The organism is Pseudomonas coronafaciens pv. oryzae str. 1_6 (genome assembly GCF_000156995.2).
In the GTDB taxonomy this organism is placed as follows: Bacteria; Pseudomonadota; Gammaproteobacteria; order Pseudomonadales; family Pseudomonadaceae; genus Aquipseudomonas; species Aquipseudomonas tremae.
Genome location: NZ_CP046035.1, coordinates 5,555,006 through 5,575,731 on the forward strand (window position 1 = coordinate 5,555,006; position 20,726 = coordinate 5,575,731).

At 56.1% G+C, this 20,726-nt stretch carries 21 protein-coding genes; 1 reads left to right on the plus strand and 20 read right to left on the minus strand.

What is annotated here, in order from left to right:
- Positions 1-5 precede the first annotated feature (5 nt).
- From POR16_RS25310 to rpmH, 20 genes are all read right to left on the minus strand, one after another.
- The gene (locus POR16_RS25310) at positions 6-773 is read right to left on the minus strand and encodes a DeoR/GlpR family DNA-binding transcription regulator (RefSeq protein WP_005894853.1); all 768 of its coding nucleotides are present in this window, start codon (positions 771-773) and stop codon (positions 6-8) included.
- Between the two features lie 320 nt (positions 774-1,093).
- Positions 1,094-2,461 (minus strand): bifunctional UDP-N-acetylglucosamine diphosphorylase/glucosamine-1-phosphate N-acetyltransferase GlmU, encoded by a 1,368-nt coding sequence (gene glmU / locus POR16_RS25315; RefSeq protein WP_005894845.1) that lies wholly within the window; start codon positions 2,459-2,461, stop codon positions 1,094-1,096.
- 125 nt (positions 2,462-2,586) lie between these two features.
- Positions 2,587-3,012: a F0F1 ATP synthase subunit epsilon gene (locus POR16_RS25320; protein ID WP_003413751.1), complete on the minus strand. Its 426-nt coding sequence runs from the start codon at positions 3,010-3,012 to the stop codon at positions 2,587-2,589.
- Between the two features lie 44 nt (positions 3,013-3,056).
- On the minus strand, positions 3,057-4,436 hold the full coding sequence (atpD, locus tag POR16_RS25325) for a F0F1 ATP synthase subunit beta (RefSeq protein WP_002555982.1): 1,380 nt from the start codon (positions 4,434-4,436) through the stop codon (positions 3,057-3,059).
- A gap of 27 nt (positions 4,437-4,463) precedes the next feature.
- On the minus strand, positions 4,464-5,324 hold the full coding sequence (atpG, locus tag POR16_RS25330) for a F0F1 ATP synthase subunit gamma (protein WP_005894840.1): 861 nt from the start codon (positions 5,322-5,324) through the stop codon (positions 4,464-4,466).
- Positions 5,325-5,374: 50 nt separating this feature from the next.
- On the minus strand, positions 5,375-6,919 hold the full coding sequence (gene atpA / locus POR16_RS25335; protein WP_003377895.1) for a F0F1 ATP synthase subunit alpha: 1,545 nt from the start codon (positions 6,917-6,919) through the stop codon (positions 5,375-5,377).
- Between the two features lie 21 nt (positions 6,920-6,940).
- Positions 6,941-7,477, minus strand: coding sequence for a F0F1 ATP synthase subunit delta (locus POR16_RS25340; protein ID WP_003315956.1), 537 nt, complete (start codon positions 7,475-7,477; stop codon positions 6,941-6,943).
- 12 nt (positions 7,478-7,489) lie between these two features.
- Positions 7,490-7,960, minus strand: coding sequence for a F0F1 ATP synthase subunit B (locus tag POR16_RS25345; RefSeq protein ID WP_005894836.1), 471 nt, complete (start codon positions 7,958-7,960; stop codon positions 7,490-7,492).
- Between the two features lie 57 nt (positions 7,961-8,017).
- A complete protein-coding gene (atpE, locus tag POR16_RS25350; protein ID WP_002555987.1) occupies positions 8,018-8,275 on the minus strand; it encodes a F0F1 ATP synthase subunit C in 258 nt (85 codons plus the stop codon).
- 138 nt (positions 8,276-8,413) lie between these two features.
- Positions 8,414-9,283: a F0F1 ATP synthase subunit A gene (gene atpB / locus POR16_RS25355; protein WP_005894832.1), complete on the minus strand. Its 870-nt coding sequence runs from the start codon at positions 9,281-9,283 to the stop codon at positions 8,414-8,416.
- Positions 9,284-9,299: 16 nt separating this feature from the next.
- Positions 9,300-9,707, minus strand: coding sequence for a F0F1 ATP synthase subunit I (locus POR16_RS25360; RefSeq protein ID WP_003377886.1), 408 nt, complete (start codon positions 9,705-9,707; stop codon positions 9,300-9,302).
- Positions 9,708-9,853: 146 nt separating this feature from the next.
- Positions 9,854-10,726 carry a ParB/RepB/Spo0J family partition protein gene (locus POR16_RS25365; RefSeq protein WP_005894829.1) on the minus strand — a complete coding sequence of 291 codons (873 nt, stop codon included), beginning with the start codon at positions 10,724-10,726 and terminating at the stop codon, positions 9,854-9,856.
- Positions 10,727-10,735: 9 nt separating this feature from the next.
- Positions 10,736-11,527: a ParA family protein gene (locus tag POR16_RS25370; protein WP_005894826.1), complete on the minus strand. Its 792-nt coding sequence runs from the start codon at positions 11,525-11,527 to the stop codon at positions 10,736-10,738.
- A gap of 18 nt (positions 11,528-11,545) precedes the next feature.
- Positions 11,546-12,190, minus strand: a complete 645-nt coding sequence (gene rsmG / locus POR16_RS25375; protein WP_005894823.1) for a 16S rRNA (guanine(527)-N(7))-methyltransferase RsmG — start codon at positions 12,188-12,190, stop codon at positions 11,546-11,548.
- Positions 12,187-14,079, minus strand: a complete 1,893-nt coding sequence (gene mnmG / locus POR16_RS25380; protein ID WP_005894820.1) for a tRNA uridine-5-carboxymethylaminomethyl(34) synthesis enzyme MnmG — start codon at positions 14,077-14,079, stop codon at positions 12,187-12,189. The genes rsmG and mnmG overlap by 4 nt, the downstream gene beginning before the upstream one ends.
- Before the next feature lie 581 nt (positions 14,080-14,660).
- Positions 14,661-16,031, minus strand: coding sequence for a tRNA uridine-5-carboxymethylaminomethyl(34) synthesis GTPase MnmE (gene mnmE / locus POR16_RS25385; protein WP_005894817.1), 1,371 nt, complete (start codon positions 16,029-16,031; stop codon positions 14,661-14,663).
- Between the two features lie 76 nt (positions 16,032-16,107).
- Complete coding sequence (gene yidC / locus POR16_RS25390; RefSeq protein ID WP_005894814.1) at positions 16,108-17,796, minus strand: membrane protein insertase YidC; 1,689 nt, start codon at positions 17,794-17,796, stop codon at positions 16,108-16,110.
- Between the two features lie 2 nt (positions 17,797-17,798).
- Entirely contained in the window at positions 17,799-18,044 is a 246-nt protein-coding gene (yidD, locus tag POR16_RS25395) for a membrane protein insertion efficiency factor YidD (protein ID WP_002551313.1), read from the minus strand.
- Positions 18,037-18,438, minus strand: coding sequence for a ribonuclease P protein component (gene rnpA / locus POR16_RS25400; RefSeq protein ID WP_005894811.1), 402 nt, complete (start codon positions 18,436-18,438; stop codon positions 18,037-18,039). The genes yidD and rnpA overlap by 8 nt, the downstream gene beginning before the upstream one ends.
- A 16-nt stretch (positions 18,439-18,454) precedes the next feature.
- Entirely contained in the window at positions 18,455-18,589 is a 135-nt protein-coding gene (gene rpmH / locus POR16_RS25405; protein ID WP_002551315.1) for a 50S ribosomal protein L34, read from the minus strand.
- A 584-nt stretch (positions 18,590-19,173) separates the two neighbouring features.
- Here rpmH and dnaA point away from each other — a divergent pair.
- Entirely contained in the window at positions 19,174-20,709 is a 1,536-nt protein-coding gene (dnaA, locus tag POR16_RS25410; protein ID WP_005894806.1) for a chromosomal replication initiator protein DnaA, read from the plus strand.
- Positions 20,710-20,726 lie beyond the last annotated feature (17 nt).

Consider the following 20,726-nt stretch of genomic DNA (forward strand, 5'->3'; position numbering starts at 1 on the left):
TTCTCCTAGCTGACAGCGGCACAAATCAATGTAATGCCGCGGGCTTGTATCTGTTCGCGCGCCTCGAGGGGCAGGCGATCATCTGTGATAAGGGTGTGGACGCTGCTCCAGGGCAGCTCCAGGTTGGGGATCTTGCGACCGACCTTGTCGGCTTCGACCATGACCACAACTTCCCGGGCGACTTCGGCCATGACCCGACTCAAGCCCAACAGCTCGTTGAAGGTCGTGGTGCCGCGCGCCAGATCGATGCCGTCGGCACCGATGAACAGTTGGTCAAAGTCGTAGGACCGCAGCACCTGTTCGGCGACCTGTCCTTGAAAGGATTCGGAATGCGGGTCCCATGTTCCGCCAGTCATCAGCAGCACAGGCTCGTGTTCCAGATCAGTGAGGGCACGCGCGACATGCAGGGAATTAGTCATGACGACCAGACCAGGCTGTCGACCCAATTCAGGAATCAATGCGGCAGTGGTGCTGCCGCTGTCGACGATAATTCTGGCGTGTTCACGAATTCTTGCGACCGCAGCACGAGCGATGGCCTGCTTATACCGGGATACCGGCTGGCTGCTTTCACCGATCAATTCTTGAGGAAGAGGCACTGCACCGCCGTAGCGGCGAAGCAAAAGACCGTTGGATTCGAGTGCAGCGAGATCCTTTCGAATCGTAACTTCGGAAGTTTCAAAACGTCTGGCCAGATCATCGACACTCACCTCGCCCTGCTCATTGAGCAAGGAAAGTACGTTGTGACGGCGTTGTGGTGTATTGCGCTTCGACATGACAGCCTTAAGTTTCGATTCGAAAGATAACGAAGGCAATCAAAACCTATTTTTTGGGTTTGGTCAAGGTATGGGAATGGAGCGGAGTAATTTCTATCGGATACTCGTGATACCGGCTTTTGAACATGGTGATGCGCAGCTATGTGACGGGGAGCGTGAGGAACGGGAGGTGTCTGTGCGCACGCTGTTCGTACCCATGCTCTGCGTAGGGATGCAGTTCTGGACGTTCTGCGTCCTGTCTCGAGTGTCGAGGACGGAGCATTATGGACGCGTGCCAATGCCGAGCATTGGCACGTGAGTTATCAGCAGCTGTGGATAACTCAGTCCTTCTTGATCTTCACCGGACGTTTCCAGCCTTCGATATTGCGCTGGCGGGCGCGAGCCACGCCAAGCTGTTCGGCTGGCACGTTCTGAGTAATGGTCGAACCCGCTGCAGTGGTGGCCCCGTCAAAGATATCCACAGGGGCAACCAGCGAATTGTTCGAGCCGATGAATACGTCAGCACCCAATGTCGTCTTGTGCTTGTTCGCACCATCGTAGTTGCAGGTAATGGTGCCTGCGCCTACGTTGGTGCGCGCACCGACCTCAGCGTCACCCAGATAAGTCAGGTGCCCGACCTTCGCGCCCTCGCCCAGGTTCGCATTCTTGAGCTCGACAAAGTTACCCACATGGGCCTTGGCGCCCAACACACTGCCAGGCCGCAAGCGTGCAAACGGGCCTGCATCACTGCCCTCGCCCAGTACTGCGCCATCAATATGACTATTGGCTTTGACGACAACGCCCTTGCGCAGGGTACTGTCCTTGATAACGCAGTTAGGCCCGATCACCACGTTATCTTCAATGATCACCTTGCCTTCAAGGATCACGTTGATGTCGATCAACACGTCCCGACCGACGCTGACTTCGCCGCGCACATCGAACCGCGAAGGGTCACGCAGCGTGACACCCGCCGCCATCAGACGCCGTGCCTCACGCAACTGATAATGACGCTCCAGCTCCGAGAGCTGTTTGCGGTCGTTGGCGCCCTGCACTTCCATTGCGTCGTACGGCTGTTCGGTGGCAACCACCAGGCCGTCGTTCACTGCCATGGCAATGACGTCGGTCAGGTAATACTCGCCCTGCGCGTTGTTGTTGGAAAGACGGCCAAGCCAGTCTTCAAGATGGATGGCAGGGACCGCAAGAATGCCGGTATTACCTTCGTTGATAGCCTTCTGCGCGTCAGTAGCATCCTTGTGCTCGACGATGGCACATACCTGCTGCTGATCGTCGCGAACAATACGGCCATAGCCAGCAGGATCGTCCAGCGTCACGGTCAGCAGGCCGAGCTGCCGCGGCGTGACAAGCTTGAGCAGACGCTGCAGGGTTTCTACCTCGATCAACGGCACGTCACCATAAAGGATCAGTACGGTTTCAGCCGTCAGCGCAGGCAATGCCTGGGCCACAGCGTGGCCAGTGCCCAATTGCTTGTCCTGCATCACGAAATTCAGGTCATCGGCGGCCAGACGATCACGTACGACATCAGCGCCGTGACCGATCACTACATGTATTCCAACTGGGGATAACTGACGAGCACTGTGGATAACATGACCGAGCATGGAATTGCCCGCGACAGGATGCAGGACCTTCGGCAGGGCGGAACGCATCCGGGTCCCCTGACCAGCAGCAAGAATAACGATATCGAGAGACATGATAGGACTACCAACTGAGCGGCAACCGGGCCAAGGGCAGGCTGTCTTGAAAGAGGAAATCTGAAAAAAGAAAAAGGGTAGCCGAAGCTACCCTTTTTCTCAATCGCGCACAGGAGCCAGCGGGGTTAGCCGCCGAACTTCTTGCGAATTTGCTGAACAGTGCGCAGCTGAGCTGCAGCCTCGGCCAGACGAGCAGTTGCAGATCCGTAATCGAAATCTGCGCCTTTTTCGTTCAGGGCCTTCTCGGCAGCCAATACAGCAGCCTGAGCAGAAGCTTCGTCCAGGTCGGCAGCACGTTGCACAGTGTCGGCAAGCACCTTGACCATGTTCGGCTGAACCTCAAGGAAACCACCGGAGATGTAAAACACCTCGGCTTCCCCACCCTGCTTGATCAAGCGGATCGGGCCTGGCTTCAGATCGGTGATCAGCGGCGCGTGGCCTGGAGCGATACCGATATCACCCAGGTTGCCGTGCGCAATCACCATCTCGACCAGACCGGAGAAGATTTCCCCTTCCGCGCTGACGATGTCGCAATGGACTGTCATAGCCATTTGCTTGCCTCAACCTAATTAGCGCCCGTTGCCAGGCGCCGGGATTACAGTTTCTTGGCTTTCTCGATCGCTTCTTCGATGCCGCCGACCATGTAGAACGCTTGTTCTGGCAGGTGGTCGTAGTCACCGTTGAGGATGCCTTTGAAGCCAGCAATGGTGTCTTTCAGGGAAACGTATTTACCCGAAGCACCGGTGAAGACTTCTGCCACGAAGAAAGGCTGGGACAGGAAGCGCTGGATCTTACGAGCACGGTTGACCAACTGCTTGTCGGTCTCCGACAGCTCGTCCATACCCAAGATCGCGATGATGTCTTTCAGCTCTTTGTAACGCTGCAACACGTACTGAACGCCGCGAGCGGTGTCGTAGTGTTCCTGGCCGATGACGTTCGGGTCCAGCTGGCGCGAAGTCGAATCCAGTGGGTCTACCGCCGGGTAGATACCCAGGGAAGCGATGTCACGGGACAGAACGACAGTGGCGTCCAAGTGGGCAAACGTGGTCGCTGGCGACGGGTCAGTCAAGTCGTCCGCTGGTACGTATACGGCCTGGATCGAAGTGATCGAACCGTTCTTGGTCGAAGTGATGCGCTCTTGCAGCGTGCCCATCTCTTCAGCCAGAGTCGGCTGGTAACCTACTGCGGAAGGCATACGGCCCAGCAGTGCGGATACTTCAGTACCGGCCAGGGTGTAACGATAGATGTTGTCGACGAACAGCAGAACATCGTTACCTTCGTCACGGAACTTCTCGGCCATGGTCAGGCCGGTCAGTGCTACGCGCAGACGGTTACCCGGCGGCTCGTTCATCTGACCGTAGACCAGTGCCACTTTGTCCAGAACGTTGGAGTCCTTCATCTCGTGGTAGAAGTCGTTACCCTCACGAGTACGCTCACCCACACCGGCGAACACGGAATAACCGCTGTGCTCGATGGCGATGTTACGGATCAGTTCCATCATGTTTACGGTCTTGCCGACACCGGCACCACCGAACAGACCGACTTTACCGCCTTTGGCGAACGGGCAGACCAGGTCAATAACCTTGATGCCGGTTTCCAGAAGGTCGTTGCCGCCAGCTTGTTCAGCGAAGGACGGTGCAGGACGGTGAATGCCCCAGCGCTCTTCGGTGGCAATCGGGCCAGCTTCGTCGATCGGGTTGCCCAGCACGTCCATGATCCGGCCCAGAGTCGCTTTACCGACCGGTACGGAGATGGCTGCGCCAGAGTCTGTTACTTCCAGACCACGCTTCAAGCCCTCGGTGGAGCCCATCGCAATGGTACGAACCACGCCGTCGCCCAGCTGCTGCTGAACTTCCAGGGTGGTTCCTGCCGCGCTTTGAACTTCCAGCGCGTTGTAGATGCTCGGTACGCTATCGCGTGGGAATTCCACGTCGATCACGGCGCCGATGATTTGAACGATACGTCCGCTACTCATTAGCTGGTTCCTCTAATATTTGAACCGTTAAACCGCGGCAGCGCCGCCGACGATTTCCGAGATCTCTTGGGTGATCGCTGCCTGACGCGCCTTGTTGTAGATCAGCTGCAAATCGCTGATCAAATCACCGGCGTTGTCTGTGGCGTTCTTCATCGCGATCATCCGCGCTGCTTGTTCAGCTGCGTTGTTCTCGACCACCGCCTGGTACACCTGCGATTCCACGTAGCGAACCATCAGGCCGTCTAGCAGCTCTTTGGCGTCGGGTTCGTAGAGATAGTCCCAGTGGTGCTTGAGCCCTTGATCCGGGGTTGCCACCAGCGGAATCAATTGTTCCACTGTTGGTTTCTGGGTCATGGTGTTGATGAACTTGTTGGATACCACGGACAGGCGATCAATACGGCCATCCAGATAGGCATCCAGCATCACCTTGACGCTGCCGATCAGGTCATTGATCGACGGCTCTTCGCCCAGGTGGCTGATCGCAGCGACGACGTTACCGCCGAAGTTGCGGAAAAATGCCGCACCTTTGCTGCCGACCACGCACAGATCGATCTCTACACCGTTTTCACGGTTCACCGCCATGTCCTTGACCAAAGTCTTGAACAGGTTGGTATTCAAGCCACCACACAGACCACGGTCACTGCTCACTACGACATAACCGACGCGCTTCAAAGGGCGCTCGATCATGAACGGGTGGCGGTACTCCGGGTTGGCGTTTGCCAGGTGACCAATCACCTGACGAATGCGCTCCGCGTAAGGACGGCTAGCAGCCATGCGCATTTGAGCCTTGCGCATTTTGCTGACCGCCACTTTTTCCATGGCGCTGGTGATCTTTTGCGTGCTTTTGATGCTCGCAATCTTGCTGCGAATCTCTTTTGCGCCTGCCATGTAACACCTATCAGGTTAGCAAGCGGGAGCCTTGCGGCCCCCGCTGCGGCTTACCAGGTTTGGGTGGCCTTGAACTTCTCGATACCGGCTTTCATGCCAGCGTCGATTTCGTCATTGAAGTCACCCTTCACGTTGATCTTCGCCATCAAATCGGCGTGATCGCGGTTGAAGTAAGCAATCAGCGCTTGTTCAAAGCTGCCGATCTTGGCGATTTCGACGTCAGTCAGGAACCCACGCTCAGCGGCATACAGCGACAGCGCCATGTCAGCGATCGACATTGGTGCGTATTGCTTCTGCTTCATCAGCTCGGTAACGCGCTGACCATGCTCAAGTTGCTTGCGGGTCGCCTCGTCCAGGTCAGAAGCGAACTGGGCGAATGCTGCCAGTTCACGGTACTGAGCCAGAGCGGTACGGATACCACCGGAAAGCTTCTTGATGATCTTGGTCTGAGCGGCACCACCCACACGGGATACCGAAACACCGGCGTTCACAGCCGGGCGGATGCCGGAGTTGAACATGGCCGATTCCAGGAAGATCTGACCGTCGGTGATGGAAATCACGTTGGTCGGAACGAACGCGGAAACGTCGCCAGCCTGGGTTTCGATGATCGGCAGTGCGGTCAGGGAGCCGGTTTTGCCGGTCACTGCGCCATTGGTGAACTTCTCTACGTACTCTTCGGAAACACGCGAAGCGCGCTCCAGCAGACGGGAGTGGAGATAGAACACGTCGCCTGGGTAAGCTTCACGGCCTGGTGGACGGCGCAGCAGCAGGGAAATCTGGCGGTAAGCCACTGCTTGCTTGGACAGATCGTCATAAACGATCAGCGCGTCTTCACCGCGGTCGCGGAAGAATTCACCCATGGTGCAACCCGAGTACGGTGCAAGGAATTGCAGCGCAGCGGATTCGGAAGCACTTGCAGCCACGACGATGGTGTTAGCCAGTGCGCCGTTTTCTTCGAGCTTGCGAACAACGTTGGCGATGGTCGATTGCTTCTGACCGATTGCTACGTAGACGCAGAAGATGCCGCTGTTCTTCTGGTTGATGATTGCGTCGATGGCCAGAGCGGTTTTACCGATCTGACGGTCACCGATGATCAGCTCACGCTGGCCACGGCCGACAGGAATCATGGCATCGACAGCCTTGTAGCCCGTCTGTACAGGCTGGTCTACCGACTTACGCCAGATCACACCTGGAGCAACTTTCTCGACCGCATCGGTCTCGGTGTTGTTCAGCGGACCTTTGCCGTCAACTGGGTTACCCAGTGCATCGACCACGCGACCCAGCAGTTCCTTACCAACAGGAACTTCAAGGATGCGGCCAGTGCACTTGGCGCTCATGCCTTCAGCCAGAGTCGTGTAGGCGCCCAGTACAACGGCACCTACGGAGTCTTGCTCAAGGTTCAGCGCCATACCGTAGACGCCGCCCGGAAACTCGATCATCTCGCCGTACATTACGTCGGCCAGACCGTGAATCCGCACGATACCGTCAGACACGCTGACGACTGTGCCTTCGTTACGGGCTTGGGAGGTTACATCGAGCTTGTCGATGCGACCCTTGATGATTTCACTTATTTCGGAAGGATTGAGTTGCTGCATTGCTCTGCTGCCCCTTCAAACTCAAGATTTCAATGCTTCGGCTAGTTTCGCGATCTTGCCACGAACTGAGCCATCGATAACCAGGTCGCCGGCGCGGATGACGACACCCCCAATAAGAGAGGCATCCTCCGCAGCATGCAGGCGCACTTCCCGGCCGAGCCGTGCACTGAGAACCTTGGCGAGTTTGTCTTGCTGTTCTTGGTTCAATGCAAAAGCACTGGTGACATCCACATCGACCGATTTTTCCTGCTCGGCCTTGTACAGGTCGAACAGTTCGGCGATCTCCGGCAAAAGCGGGAGGCGGTCGTTTTCAGCAACGACGTGAATGAAATTCTGTGCCTTGGCATCGAACTTTTCGCCACACACTTCGATAAAAGTGGTGGCCTTTTGTGCGCTCGTCAGTCGCGGGGCCTTGAGCATGCGCTGCATGGTGTCGTCTTGCGACACCGCAGCAGCCAGGCCGAGCATGGCTGACCAATTGGCCAGCTGCTGATGGGCCTGTGCGTGCTCGAAGGCCGCCTTCGCGTAAGGTCGGGCCAACGTGGTCAGTTCTGCCATGATCGCCCTCGCTTAAATTTCAGCAGCCAGTTTGTTAACCAGCTCCGCGTGCGCGTTTTGATCGATTGTGGCACCCAGAATCTTCTCTGCGCCATTGACTGCCAGGCTACCCAATTGGGCGCGCAAGGCGTCTTTGACACCGTTCAGTTCCTGCTCGATCTCGGCCAGAGCCTGAGCCTTCACACGGTCAGCTTCAACGCGTGCCGTTTCACGGGCCTCGTCGACAATCTGAGTACCGCGTTTCTTGGCTTGCTCAATGATCTCGGCTGCTTGAGCTTTAGCTTCGCGCAGTTGTTGACCCGCTTTTTCTTGGGCCAGCTCCAGGTCGCGAGCTGCTCGGGAAGCAGCGTCCAGTCCATCCGCGATCTTCTTCTGACGTTCGTGCAAAGCCGCGATGACCGGAGGCCACACGAACTTCATGCAGAAAATCACAAAAATGAAGAACGCAACGGACTGGCCAATCAGGGTTGCATTAATGTTCACGCCAACACCTCGCTCGTTCGTTGTCCATCACACCAATCAACTCGAAAATTCGAGTGATCAGCCAGCGAGTTGACCAACGAAGGGGTTCGCAAAGGTGAAGAACAGAGCGATACCGACACCGATCATGGTCACGGCGTCGAGCAGGCCCGCAACGATGAACATTTTAACTTGCAGCATTGGAACCATTTCCGGTTGACGCGCAGCGCCTTCCAGGAATTTGCCGCCCAACAGGCCGAAACCGATTGCAGTACCCAGTGCGCCCAGGCCGATCAACAGTGCAACAGCGATAGCGGTTAGACCAACTACAGTTTCCATCTTTCCTCCCGACTTTTACGTCGTATTGGTTAGGTTTTATTAATTGAAGCGGTAAAACAAAATCATTTTTACATCAGCCCTTGCGGGCACCGCCCCGCCAATGGCGGAACGGTCATCAGATACGTCCTGAGACGAATCTCAATGGTTATCTTCGTGAGCCATCGACAGGTAGACGATGGTCAGCATCATGAAGATGAACGCTTGCAGGGTGATGATCAGGATGTGGAACACAGCCCACGCCCACTGCAGCACGACACCCAGACCGCTGAGCCACAACAGACCGCTGCCGAACATCACGGCGATCAGAATGAAGACCAGCTCGCCAGCATACATGTTGCCGAAAAGACGCAGGGCAAGAGAAATAGGCTTGGCGATCAGCGTCACGAATTCCAGCAGGAAGTTGACCGGGATCAACAGCGCCTGCACGAGGATGTTCTTGCTCGCGAACGGGTGAAGGGTCAGCTCGCCGATGAAGCCGCCGATACCTTTGACCTTGATGCTGTAGAAAATGATCAACGCAAATACCGAAAGGGCCATGCCCAGGGTAGCGTTCGGGTCAGTGGTCGGTACGGCGCGGAACGGGATGTGCTCGTCGCCAGAGATCAGCATCGCCAGTTGTGGAATCCAGTCAACCGGCACCAGGTCGACCGCGTTCATCAGGAATACCCAGACGAAAATGGTCAGCGCCAGCGGCGCGATAACCGCGCTGCGACCGTGAAAACTGTCTTTCACGCTGCCGTCGACGAACTCGACCAGGACTTCTACGAAGTTCTGCAGAGCGCCTGGCTGACCGGAAGTTGCCTTCTTGGCCGCCATGCGGAAGATCAGAACGAAGATCAGACCCAACGCAACCGACCAGCCGAGAGTATCGACGTGGAAAGCCCAGAAACCCATTTCTTTGGCTTCTGCTGCGGTGTGGGCAAAGCCCCATTCGCCATTGGGCAGGTGCCCGAATGTCAGGTTCTGCAAGTGGTGCTGGATATAGCCCGAAGCTGTTTGCTCTGCCATGGTTGCCTCAAACGCCCTAAGGTCTCGAAAGTCTTGTTCTCGTAAGCAGGGGAGCGAACCAGTTGACCACCTGGATCAACATGAACACGCCGAATACAGCCAGCGGCGCCAATGGCTTCACACCTGCGAACGTCAATGCAAAAAGCACTGCCGTGAAAATCAGTTTGCCTGCCTCGCCGGCGTAGAACGACCGGACAATGGCTTGCGCTGCTCTGGCCCCGGAAAACCGGAATGCCTTGTGAGCAAAGTATAAATTGGGTAGCCAGGCGATCAGGCCTCCGCAGAGTCCCGAATATCCCGCCACGACTCCCTGCCACTGCCACAGCACCAAAGCGGCGATGAGCAGGACGATCAATTGAGCCAGCAATAACGGAAAAACCGCCAGGCGATAGAACGGCAAGCGGTCTGGCATGCGGGATTCCATCGCAACTGCTCCTTTGATGTCGGTCGCCATAATCAATAACTTGGCATAATTTGTGCCGACAAAATGCGCGCAGAGTATAGGGGCGGTTCAGCCCCTATTCAACAGTCGGGTAGTGATTTCCGACTATACGCTACAGAGCAATTGTTTCAGCGGATGTGGGCAAGCACCCCTTGGAGCTCGTCCAGCGAGTTATAACGGATCACCAGTTGCCCTTTGCCCTTCTGTCCGTGGCGAATTTGCACCGCAGAGCCCAAACGCTCGGCCAGACGCTGTTCGAGTCGGCTGATATCCGGATCGGTCTTGGCCGGTTCTGCTGCCTCCGGCTTGCCACTCAGCCACTGCCTGACCAACGCTTCGGTCTGGCGTACAGTCAGCCCTCGTGCGACAACGTGTCGCGCCCCTTCTACCTGCCTGTCTTCGCCCAGACCGAGCAACGCACGGGCATGGCCCATCTCGAGGTCGCCGTGGGACAGCATGGTCTTGATGACTTCAGGCAAGGCAATCAGGCGTAACAGGTTGGCCACGCTGACACGCGACTTGCCCACGGCATCTGCCACCTGCTGCTGGGTCAGCTGAAACTCCTGCTGCAAGCGCTGCAGCGCCATGGCTTCTTCGATCGGATTCAGGTCTTCGCGCTGAATATTCTCGATCAACGCCATCGCAATCGCTGTTTCGTCCGGTACATCACGAACCATCGCCGGGATCGTTCCGACACCCGCCTGCTGACTCGCGCGCCAGCGACGTTCACCGGCAATGATCTCGAAGCGGTTATCGCCGATAGGACGAACCACAATCGGCTGCATCACGCCCTGCGATTTGATCGATTGCGCGAGTTCTTCAAGCGCTTGCGGGTCCATATCGCGGCGCGGCTGATATTTGCCACGCTGGATCAGGTCGAGCGGCACATGCTGCAACTCACTTGGAGGGGCCTTGACGGCCTGTTCTTCCAGCGAACTGACGGTTGGACTGCTCAGAAGTGCGTCCAACCCACGTCCGAGACCTCGTTTCTTGACGGCCATGGGAATTCCTTAGGTTGGCTGAGCGGTTTTTGCGCCGCGACGTTGACGACGAACCAGTTCACTTGCCAAGGCCAGGTAGGCCAGCGCTCCTCGAGACGATTTGTCATACGCCAGCACCGGCATACCGAAACTCGGCGCCTCGGCCAGCCTGATGTTTCTCGGGATCACCGTGTCGTACAGCTGCTCGCCGAAGTGTTCCTTGAGCTGCGCCGATACATCGTTGATCAGGCTCAGGCGCGGATCATACATCGTGCGCAGCAGGCCTTCGATTTTCAACTGCGGGTTCAGCAACTCGCCGATGCGCTTAATGTTATCCACAAGGTCGCTGAGACCTTCGAGCGCGAAGTACTCGCACTGCATGGGGATAATTACACCATCTGCCGCAACCAGCGCGTTCAACGTCAGCATCGACAGCGACGGCGGACAGTCGATCAGGATGTAATCGTAATTCTCGCGAATAGGCGCCAGCGCATTGCGCAAGCGGCTTTCCTTCATCTGCATTTCGAGCAGGACCACTTCGCCCGCCGTCAGATCGCGGTTAGCCGGGAGCAGTTGATAACCACCGTGCTCTGAAAACTGCATGGCCTCGCCCAGATCGCATTCGCCGATCAACAGGTCATAGACCGAGTTCTCAAGGTTGTGTTTATCCACACCGCTGCCCATGGTCGCATTGCCCTGGGGATCGAGATCGATCAACAGCACACGGCGCTTGGTCGCGACCAGCGACGCGGCGAGGTTGATACATGTGGTGGTCTTGCCGACCCCACCTTTCTGGTTCGCTATCGCGAATACCTTAGCCATTCTTGCTTGTGTTCCCAGTCATGCCGTGCGGCGCAGTATCAGCAGATGGCGTTGGCCTTGGCAACCCGGAACGGTCAAGGCTTGTGCGCTATCGAGGTGAAAATCCGAGGGCAATGCTACCAGTTCGTCGACAGGATGCAGACCTTTCATCGCCAGCCAGCGTGTATTGACGTCGCCCATGTGACGCGTCCAGCCAGCGAAGTCTTCAAGGCTGCTGAATGCACGGGAGATGATCCCGTCGAACGGCGCATCAGGCTGATAATTTTCTGCACGGCTGTGGATAACTTCAAGATTATCCAGTTTCAGCTCCAGTTTGACCTGTGTCTGAAACCGGGTTTTCTTGCCATTGCTGTCCAGCAACGAAACTTTTCGCTCCGGAAACAGGATGGCCATGGGAATGCCAGGCATCCCACCGCCGCTGCCGACATCCATCCAGCGCGTCCCCTCGATGAAGGGCACCACGCTGAGGCTGTCGAGCAGATGTCTGGATACCATTTCGTCAGGATCGCGCACTGCGGTCAGGTTGTAGGCCTTGTTCCATTTGATCAACAGGGCCAGATACGCCAGCAATTGCTCGTGTTGAGACTGGGTCAGTTCGATCCCCAGCTTTTTGGCACCGGTGGATAACTCTTCGGCATGCTGCGGGGTGACCATAGAACTCAAGCGCTTTGCTCCAACTGACGGCCCGCGCCGCGTTTTTTCAAATGGATCATCAACAGGGAAATTGCGGCTGGTGTGACACCTGGGATGCGCGATGCCTGACCCAGTGTTTCCGGACGAGTTATCCCCAGCTTGCTCTGAATTTCTTTTGACAGGCCGGATATGCCGGCGTAATCGATGTCTTCTGGCAATCGGGTGTCCTCACTGGCGCGAAGCCGGGCGATTTCATCCTGCTGGCGGTCAATGTAACCGGCGTATTTTGTCTTGATTTCGACCTGCTCGGCCACTTGCGGATCGATACAGCCCTGGCCTGTGATGTTGATCAGGCTGGCGTAGTCGATTTCCGGACGAGTGAGCAAATTGAGCAAGTTGTATTCGTGAGTCAGCGGCGTACCAAAGTGCGCGGCAATCGCATCGCCCTGTTCGGTACCGGGACGAACCCATGTACTTTTCAGGCGCTGCTCTTCCTGCTCGATACTCTCGCGCTTGGTGCAAAACGCCGCCCAGCGAGCGTCGTCGACGAGACCCAGCTCACGACCTTTTTCGGTCAGGCGAAGGTCTGCGTTGTCCTCACGCAGAATCAGCCGGTATTCGGCACGGGATGTGAACATCCGGTAAGGCTCTTGCGTTCCGAGGGTAATCAGATCGTCGACCAGCACGCCGATGTAAGCTTCATCGCGACGCGGGCACCAGCTGTCCCGGCCCTGCGCACGCAATGCGGCGTTGGCCCCGGCGAGCAGGCCTTGTGCTCCGGCTTCTTCGTAACCGGTGGTGCCGTTGATCTGTCCTGCAAAGAACAAACCGCCAATAACCTTGGTTTCGAGGCTGTATTTCAGATCACGCGGGTCGAAATAGTCGTATTCGATGGCGTATCCGGGGCGAACAATGTGTGCGTTTTCCATCCCGCGAATCGATTGCACGATCTGCAGCTGAACGTCGAACGGCAACGACGTGGATATACCGTTGGGGTACAGCTCGTGGGTGGTCAGGCCTTCCGGTTCGATGAAGACCTGATGGCTTTCCTTGTCGGCAAAGCGATGGATCTTGTCTTCGATCGACGGGCAATAGCGCGGGCCAATGCCTTCGATCACACCGGAATACATCGGTGAACGATCCAGATTGGACGCGATAATTTCGTGAGTGCGTGCGTTGGTGTGGGTAATCCAGCAACTGACCTGCTTTGGGTGTTGCTCCTTGGAGCCCAGGAACGACATCACCGGGATCGGCGTATCACCCGGTTGCTCGGTCATGACCGAGAAATCCACAGAACGGCCGTCAATGCGCGGCGGGGTTCCGGTTTTCAATCGGCCTACACGCAGAGGTAATTCACGCAAGCGATGAGCAAGTGCGATCGAAGGCGGATCGCCTGCCCGACCGCCTGAATAATTCTGCATACCGATGTGGATAAGTCCACCAAGGAACGTACCGGTCGTCAAAACCACCGAGTCGGCGAAGATGCGCATGCCCATCTGGGTCACCACACCACGAACCTGATCCTGTTCGACGATCAAGTCATCACAGGCCTGCTGAAATATCCACAGGTTGGGCTGGTTCTCGAGGGTTTCGCGAATAGCGGCCTTGTACAACACACGGTCTGCCTGAGCACGAGTGGCTCGTACTGCCGGGCCTTTACGGCTGTTGAGCACGCGAAACTGGATGCCACCCTTGTCGGTAGCTATTGCCATGGCGCCGCCAAGCGCGTCGATTTCCTTGACCAAGTGGCTTTTACCGATGCCACCAATGGCAGGGTTGCAGCTCATCTGGCCGAGCGTTTCCACGTTGTGCGTCAACAGCAGGGTTTTGACACCCATGCGTGCCGACGCCAGTGCGGCCTCGGTACCGGCATGACCGCCACCGATGACGATCACTTCAAAACGGGAAGGGAAATCCACCACGCACCTCGTGCCTGTTGTCGATGAGAAATTGGGATAGCTGACAAGTATAGGGACTTACCTCACCTGAATGAAACCCGTTGGACAAAATTTAACCAGCTGTGGAAAACTCGCGAATAAAGAAAATAAAAAGGAAAGAAAGTTTATAAAGCCTTGTTTTTATGTTTATTCTTACTGAGCACCTTTTCTGTGGATAGAACGCTACAAGCCTTTATTTACTTTGTGTACAGAGATTCAAAAGTCTGTGTTCAGGTGCCACTGAGGGGTTGGGATAACCATCCGGAGCCTGTTGATAAGATAGTCACTTGTCCACAGGGCTATTTATCATCAGGTTTACACCCCGCTTACCCACCGAGCTGAAGGGCGGTTATTCACAGGGTTTAATCCACAGAAAACCTGGTGATTGCTAAAAAAAAGACGCAAAAAGTCTTTCCGATGCCGAGTTCTGTCCGGCTGAATCGGTGGATAAGATTAAAAAGGTACTCGTGAACGACCCGGTTGAACCCCGGGTGCTCACAAAAAGGCCTTGGCATGACCTGAATAAGTCATGCCTTAACAGGTCTGGCGGGAGGAAACGGTGGTTATTTGCCGATGCAGAAGCTGGAGAAGATCCTGCCTAGCAGGTCATCGGAACTGAATGCACCGGTGATTTCGCCGAGTGCCTGCTGAGCCTGGCGCAGATCTTCTGCCAGCAGCTCACCGGCACCTGCCAGCGTCAGCTGAGCCCTGCCGTGCTCGAGTGAGTCACTTGCATGGCGCAGCGCTTCAAGGTGGCGTCGGCGAGCGCTGAAGCTGCTTTCGGAAGTCTGCTCATAGCCCATACAGGACTTGAGGTGCTCACGTAACAGTTCAAGCCCTTCACCACCAGACCTTGCACTCAAGCTGATCGTGACATGGCCATCTTCACTTGTTTGCAGACCTACGCTGTCACCGCTCAAGTCCGCCTTGTTGCGAATCAGCGTAACCTTCGATGGGTCCGGACGCTGCTCAAGGAATTCCGGCCACAGGGCAAACGGATCCATGGCCTCAGGCGCGGTGGCGTCTACTACCAGCAGAATTCTGTCGGCCTCGCCTATTGCTTTGAGGGCACGCTGTACGCCAATCATCTCGACCTGGTCCTGCGTATCACGCAGCCCGGCGGTATCGACGACGTGCAACGGCATGCCGTCGATGTGGATATGTTCGCGCAGTACATCGCGAGTCGTGCCGGCAATCTCAGTCACAATCGCCGCTTCCCTACCTGCTAGCGCATTGAGCAGGCTTGATTTGCCGGCATTTGGACGCCCTGCTATCACCACGGTCATACCGTCGCGCAACAATGCTCCCTGCCCTGCTTCACGCAATACTGTGGATAACTCAAGGCGCACGTCATCCAGCATGCCAAGAACATGGCCATCGGCGAGAAAGTCTATTTCCTCCTCGGGAAAGTCGATCGCCGCCTCGACGTAGATACGCAAACTGATCAATTTTTCGGTCAAGTTATCCACACGTTGGGAGAAAGCCCCCTGCAACGAGCGCAATGCGTTGCGCGCTGCCTGTGCAGAACTTGCCTCGATCAGGTCCGCTATGGCTTCGGCCTGAGCCAGATCGAGCTTGTCATTCAAAAATGCCCGCTCGCTGAATTCACCCGGACGCGCCAGTCGACTGCCCAATTGCAGGCAACGTTGCAAAAGCATGTCCAGAACGATCGGGCCGCCGTGGCCCTGAAGCTCCAGTACGTCCTCGCCGGTAAACGAATTGGGCCCCGGGAAATACAGTGCGATCCCTTCGTCCAGCACTTGGCCGGTACCGTCGGAAAAAGGCCCGTAATGGGCATACCTCGGTTTGAGTGTACGACCGGCGATGGCGTATGCGGTCTTGCTGGCCAGAGGTCCTGACACACGCACGATACCCACACCTCCTCGTCCTTGGGCGGTGGCAATGGCAGCAATGGTTTCACGAGGAACGTTCATTCCGGCTCCGGGACAAATGACAGATAGCAAAACGCCCCACTAGGGGGCGTCTTGTACAACGTGTTCACAGGTTAGATCAGGCAGCAGCTTTCTTGGTAGCCGCTTCTATCTTGCGAGTGATGTATGCCTGCTGTGCGATCGAAAGGGTGTTGTTCACAACCCAGTAGAGGACCAGGCCAGCAGGGAACCACAGGAAGAAGAACGTGAAAATGATTGGCATCAGTTTCATGACCTTGGCCTGCATCGGGTCCGGCGGAGTCGGGTTAAGACGCTGCTGGATAAACATGGTTGCGCCCATGATGATCGGCAGGATAAAGAACGGGTCCTTGATGGACAGGTCGGTTATCCACAGGATCCACGGTGCCTGGCGCATCTCGACGCTTTCCAGAAGTACCCAGTAAAGCGAAAGGAAAACCGGCATCTGCACAAGAATCGGCAAGCAACCACCCAGCGGGTTGATCTTTTCCTTCTTGTACAACTCCATCATCGCCTGGGACATCTTCTGACGATCATCGCCATGTTGTTCCTTGAGCACTGCCAGCTTCGGAGCAACGGCACGCATACGCGCCATCGACTTGTAGCTTGCAGCAGACAGTGGGAAGAACAGGCCTTTGATCAGCATGGTCAGGACGATGATCGACCAGCCCCAGTTGCCGAGAATTGCGTGGATATGTTGCAGCAACCAAAAGATCGGCTGGGCAATGAACCACAGGAATCCGTAATCGACTGTCAGCTCCAAGCCTGGGGATAACTCTTTGAGTACCGCCTGGCTTTTTGGACCTGCGTACAGCGTGGCGCTGGTTTCACCTTGCGCGCCAGGCGCAACCGTCAGAGTCGGGCTGGTAAAGCCAATGATGTAATTGCCTTGGCTGTCTTTACGGGTCTGAACACTGTTGGTGGCATTGTGATCAGGAATCCACGCGGTCACAAAGTAGTGTTGCAGCCAGGCAACCCATCCGCCCTGCACGGTTTCTTTGATCTGACCCTTGTCGATATCTTTCATCGACACTTTTTTGTACGGTTCAGCTGCAGTCCAGAGTGCTGCACCCAGGTAGGTTGCGGTACCTGTAGCAGTGGTGGACGAAGGATCGGAGCTGGCATCACGCTTCAATTGTGCGAACAGGTTACCTGCCCACGGTTGCGCACTCTGGTTATCCACAACATAAGTCATGACCAGATCGTACAAACCACGCTTGAACGTAAAGCGCTTGATGTAATTGACGCCGTTTTCCGAGAATTTCAGCTCCACGACCATCGAATCCTGGCCATCAGCCAGTTGATAAGTCTTTTGCGCGGAGGAGTAAACCGGACGACCGGCTGCTCTGGCATCAGGGCCGTTCGTACCTGTCAGGCCGCTTTGTGCCAGAAAAGTACGTTCGCCGCCATTATCGAACAGCTGGAAAGGCACGTCAGGACGATCCTGACGACGTGGATACAGAGGCAGACGAAGCTGAACGACGTCACCACCTACCGGATCGATCGCCAGATCCAGCACGTCGGTCTTGACGTGGATAAGGTCTTTGCTGGCTACGGCCGGAGTTTCAAGAGGCGCTGCAGCCGTGGTATTGGCAGTTGCGCTTGGAACATCGGCACTTGCAGAACCATTGGTTCCAGCAGCCGTATCCGGTATGCCCGGTGCGGGGGTGCTGGCTGCAACATTCTGGGTAGGCATGGCAGCCTGACCGTAGTCCTGGTTCCATTTCAGGACCCCGACATAGGTCACGATTGCCAGGGCGACGATCAGGATCGTACGTTTAATATCCATGATTACTCGGCCATCGAAGAAGAACGGGAGGTGGGGACAGCTGGAACCGGGTCATAACCACCGGGATTCCAAGGATGACAGCGACCCAGGCGACGAATTGACAGCCAGCCGCCGCGTAAAAGGCCATGATTTTCAATGGCTTCATACGCGTAGCAGGAGCAACTGGGGTAGAAACGACAGTGGCTGGCCATCAGCGGGCTAATGGCATAGCGATAGAACTGGATCGGAACGAGTGCCAGTTTACGCATCTGGACTGTCTACCCCTGCAGGTTCGGGTTTGGTTTCTGGAGCAGGTCGGCTACGCGCCAGACGTTTCCAGAGCTTGCCGAAATGCTGAATCAGTTCCGGGTTTTCTACGTCACCCAAACCTTTGCGCGCGACTATAACGATATCCCAACCGACCAAACTGTCTTGGTGTTGGCGAAACGATTCGCGCATCAGGCGTTTCAAACGATTGCGCTCGACGGAGAGCTTCACGCTCTTTTTACCTATAACCAGCCCCAGACGGGGATGATCAAGGTCGTTGTTGCGCGCAAGGAGCAGGAGATTTTTCCCCGGAACCTTGCCGGTAGGGGAGTCAAAGACTGCCTTGAAATGGCGGGGGGTCAGCAAACGCTTTTCCCGACTGAAGTCTCGACTCACCTCCTGTGCCGATTTATCAAACTGCCAGACGCTTACGGCCTTTGGCACGACGACGCGAAAGGACTGCGCGGCCGTTTTTGGTGGCCATGCGTGCACGGAAACCGTGGGTGCGGGCGCGCTTGATAGTGCTGGGTTGGAAAGTACGTTTCATGGCGTGTTACCTGGTTCGTCCACTACGGGCCGGAATGGCCCCCGTTTTAAGAGACCGGGGATTCTAGAGAAAGCAGGCCCGCAGGTCAATTTCCAACCAGCTTTTCTTCATATATGCCTTTTTACCGACAAAACCCTCTGCAGCCGTCTCCTGAGCATGCCAAGGCAAGTCAGTTATAGAAATAAAAAGAAAGAGAGTATTTAAAGCTTCTTTATAAAGCTTATAACTCTTACGTCGCGGATATCTGTGGATAACATTCTGCAGGCCATGATATACGGTCTGTACAGCGTTTCAAAAGGTTGTCGAGAAACGGTGCTCTACCTGTGCCGCGACCTCGGAAAAGCTGTGCATGAAACGCCATCTTATCCACAGGTGAGTTATGCACAGACTTTAGCCCTCACTTATGCAATGGGCTGAATGAGGGTTATCCACAGAGCTCAGGTCCTGACCGTCTGTCGCCTGCCCTCTGCATAAATCATTGATTTATAGCCCTCTGTCAGCAACCTACATGTGGATAAGTCGCCTTCGGGTCGTTACAATGGCGGCTGTTTTTGCCTCACCGGCTTTCAACTCAGGGGATATCCGTGTCAGTGGAACTTTGGCAGCAGTGCGTGGAGCTTTTGCGCGATGAGCTGCCTGCCCAGCAATTCAACACCTGGATCCGTCCACTACAGGTCGAAGCCGAAGGCGACGAGTTGCGTGTCTATGCACCGAATCGTTTTGTTCTAGATTGGGTCAATGAAAAATACCTCGGTCGCTTGCTCGAACTTCTGGGTGAGCATGGTCAAGGTATGGCTCCTTCTCTTTCCTTATTAATAGGAAGCAAGCGCAGTTCGGCGCCGCGCGCGGCGCCCAATGCGCCATTAGCTGCTGCTGCATCCCAGGCGCTGTCGGCCAACTCGGTCAGCAGTGTTTCGGCTTCAGCTCCGGTTACGTCTGCGCCGGCTCCCGCTATGTCGACGCCTGCTCCTGTCAATAACGTTGCCAGTCACGACGAGCCTTCACGTGACAGTTTCGACCCAATGGCCGGTGCCAGCTCTCAACAGGCTCCCGCACGTGCCGAGCAGCGCACCGTGCAGGTCGAGGGCGCGCTCAAGCACACCAGTTACCTGAACCGCACGTTTACCTTCGAGAATTTTGTCGAAGGCAAGTCCAACCAGCTGGCACGCGCTGCGGCCTGGCAGGTCGCCGATAACCCCAAGCATGGCTATAACCCGCTGTTTCTGTATGGCGGTGTAGGTCTGGGTAAAACGCACTTGATGCACGCGGTGGGTAACCACCTGCTAAAGAAGAACCCGAACGCCAAGGTTGTCTACCTGCACTCGGAGCGCTTTGTAGCGGACATGGTCAAGGCCCTGCAGCTCAACGCAATCAACGAGTTCAAACGCTTTTATCGTTCGGTCGATGCGCTGCTGATCGATGACATTCAGTTCTTTGCTCGCAAGGAGCGTTCGCAGGAAGAGTTCTTCCACACGTTCAATGCATTGCTGGAAGGCGGTCAGCAGGTCATTCTGACCAGCGATCGTTATCCCAAAGAAATCGAAGGCCTGGAAGAGCGACTAAAATCGCGTTTCGGCTGGGGACTTACAGTTGCTGTCGAACCGCCGGAGCTGGAAACGCGTGTAGCCATTCTCATGAAGAAGGCAGATCAGGCTAAAGTCGATCTGCCCCATGATGCGGCGTTTTTCATCGCGCAGCGCATTCGCTCCAACGTTCGTGAGCTCGAGGGCGCGCTCAAGCGAGTCATTGCGCACTCTCACTTCATGGGCCGCGACATCACCATCGAGCTGATTCGCGAGTCGCTGAAAGACTTGCTGGCGTTGCAGGACAAGCTGGTCAGTGTGGATAACATTCAGCGCACTGTGGCCGAGTACTACAAGATCAAGATTTCCGATCTGCTGTCCAAGCGCCGCTCCCGTTCGGTAGCGCGGCCACGCCAGGTGGCCATGGCGCTTTCCAAGGAGCTCACCAACCACAGCTTGCCGGAAATCGGTGACGTGTTCGGTGGCCGGGACCATACAACTGTTTTGCACGCGTGCCGAAAGATCAACGAACTCAAGGAATCCGATGCGGATATCCGTGAGGACTACAAGAACCTGCTGCGCACTCTGACCACGTGATGACGCCAGTGCAGCTT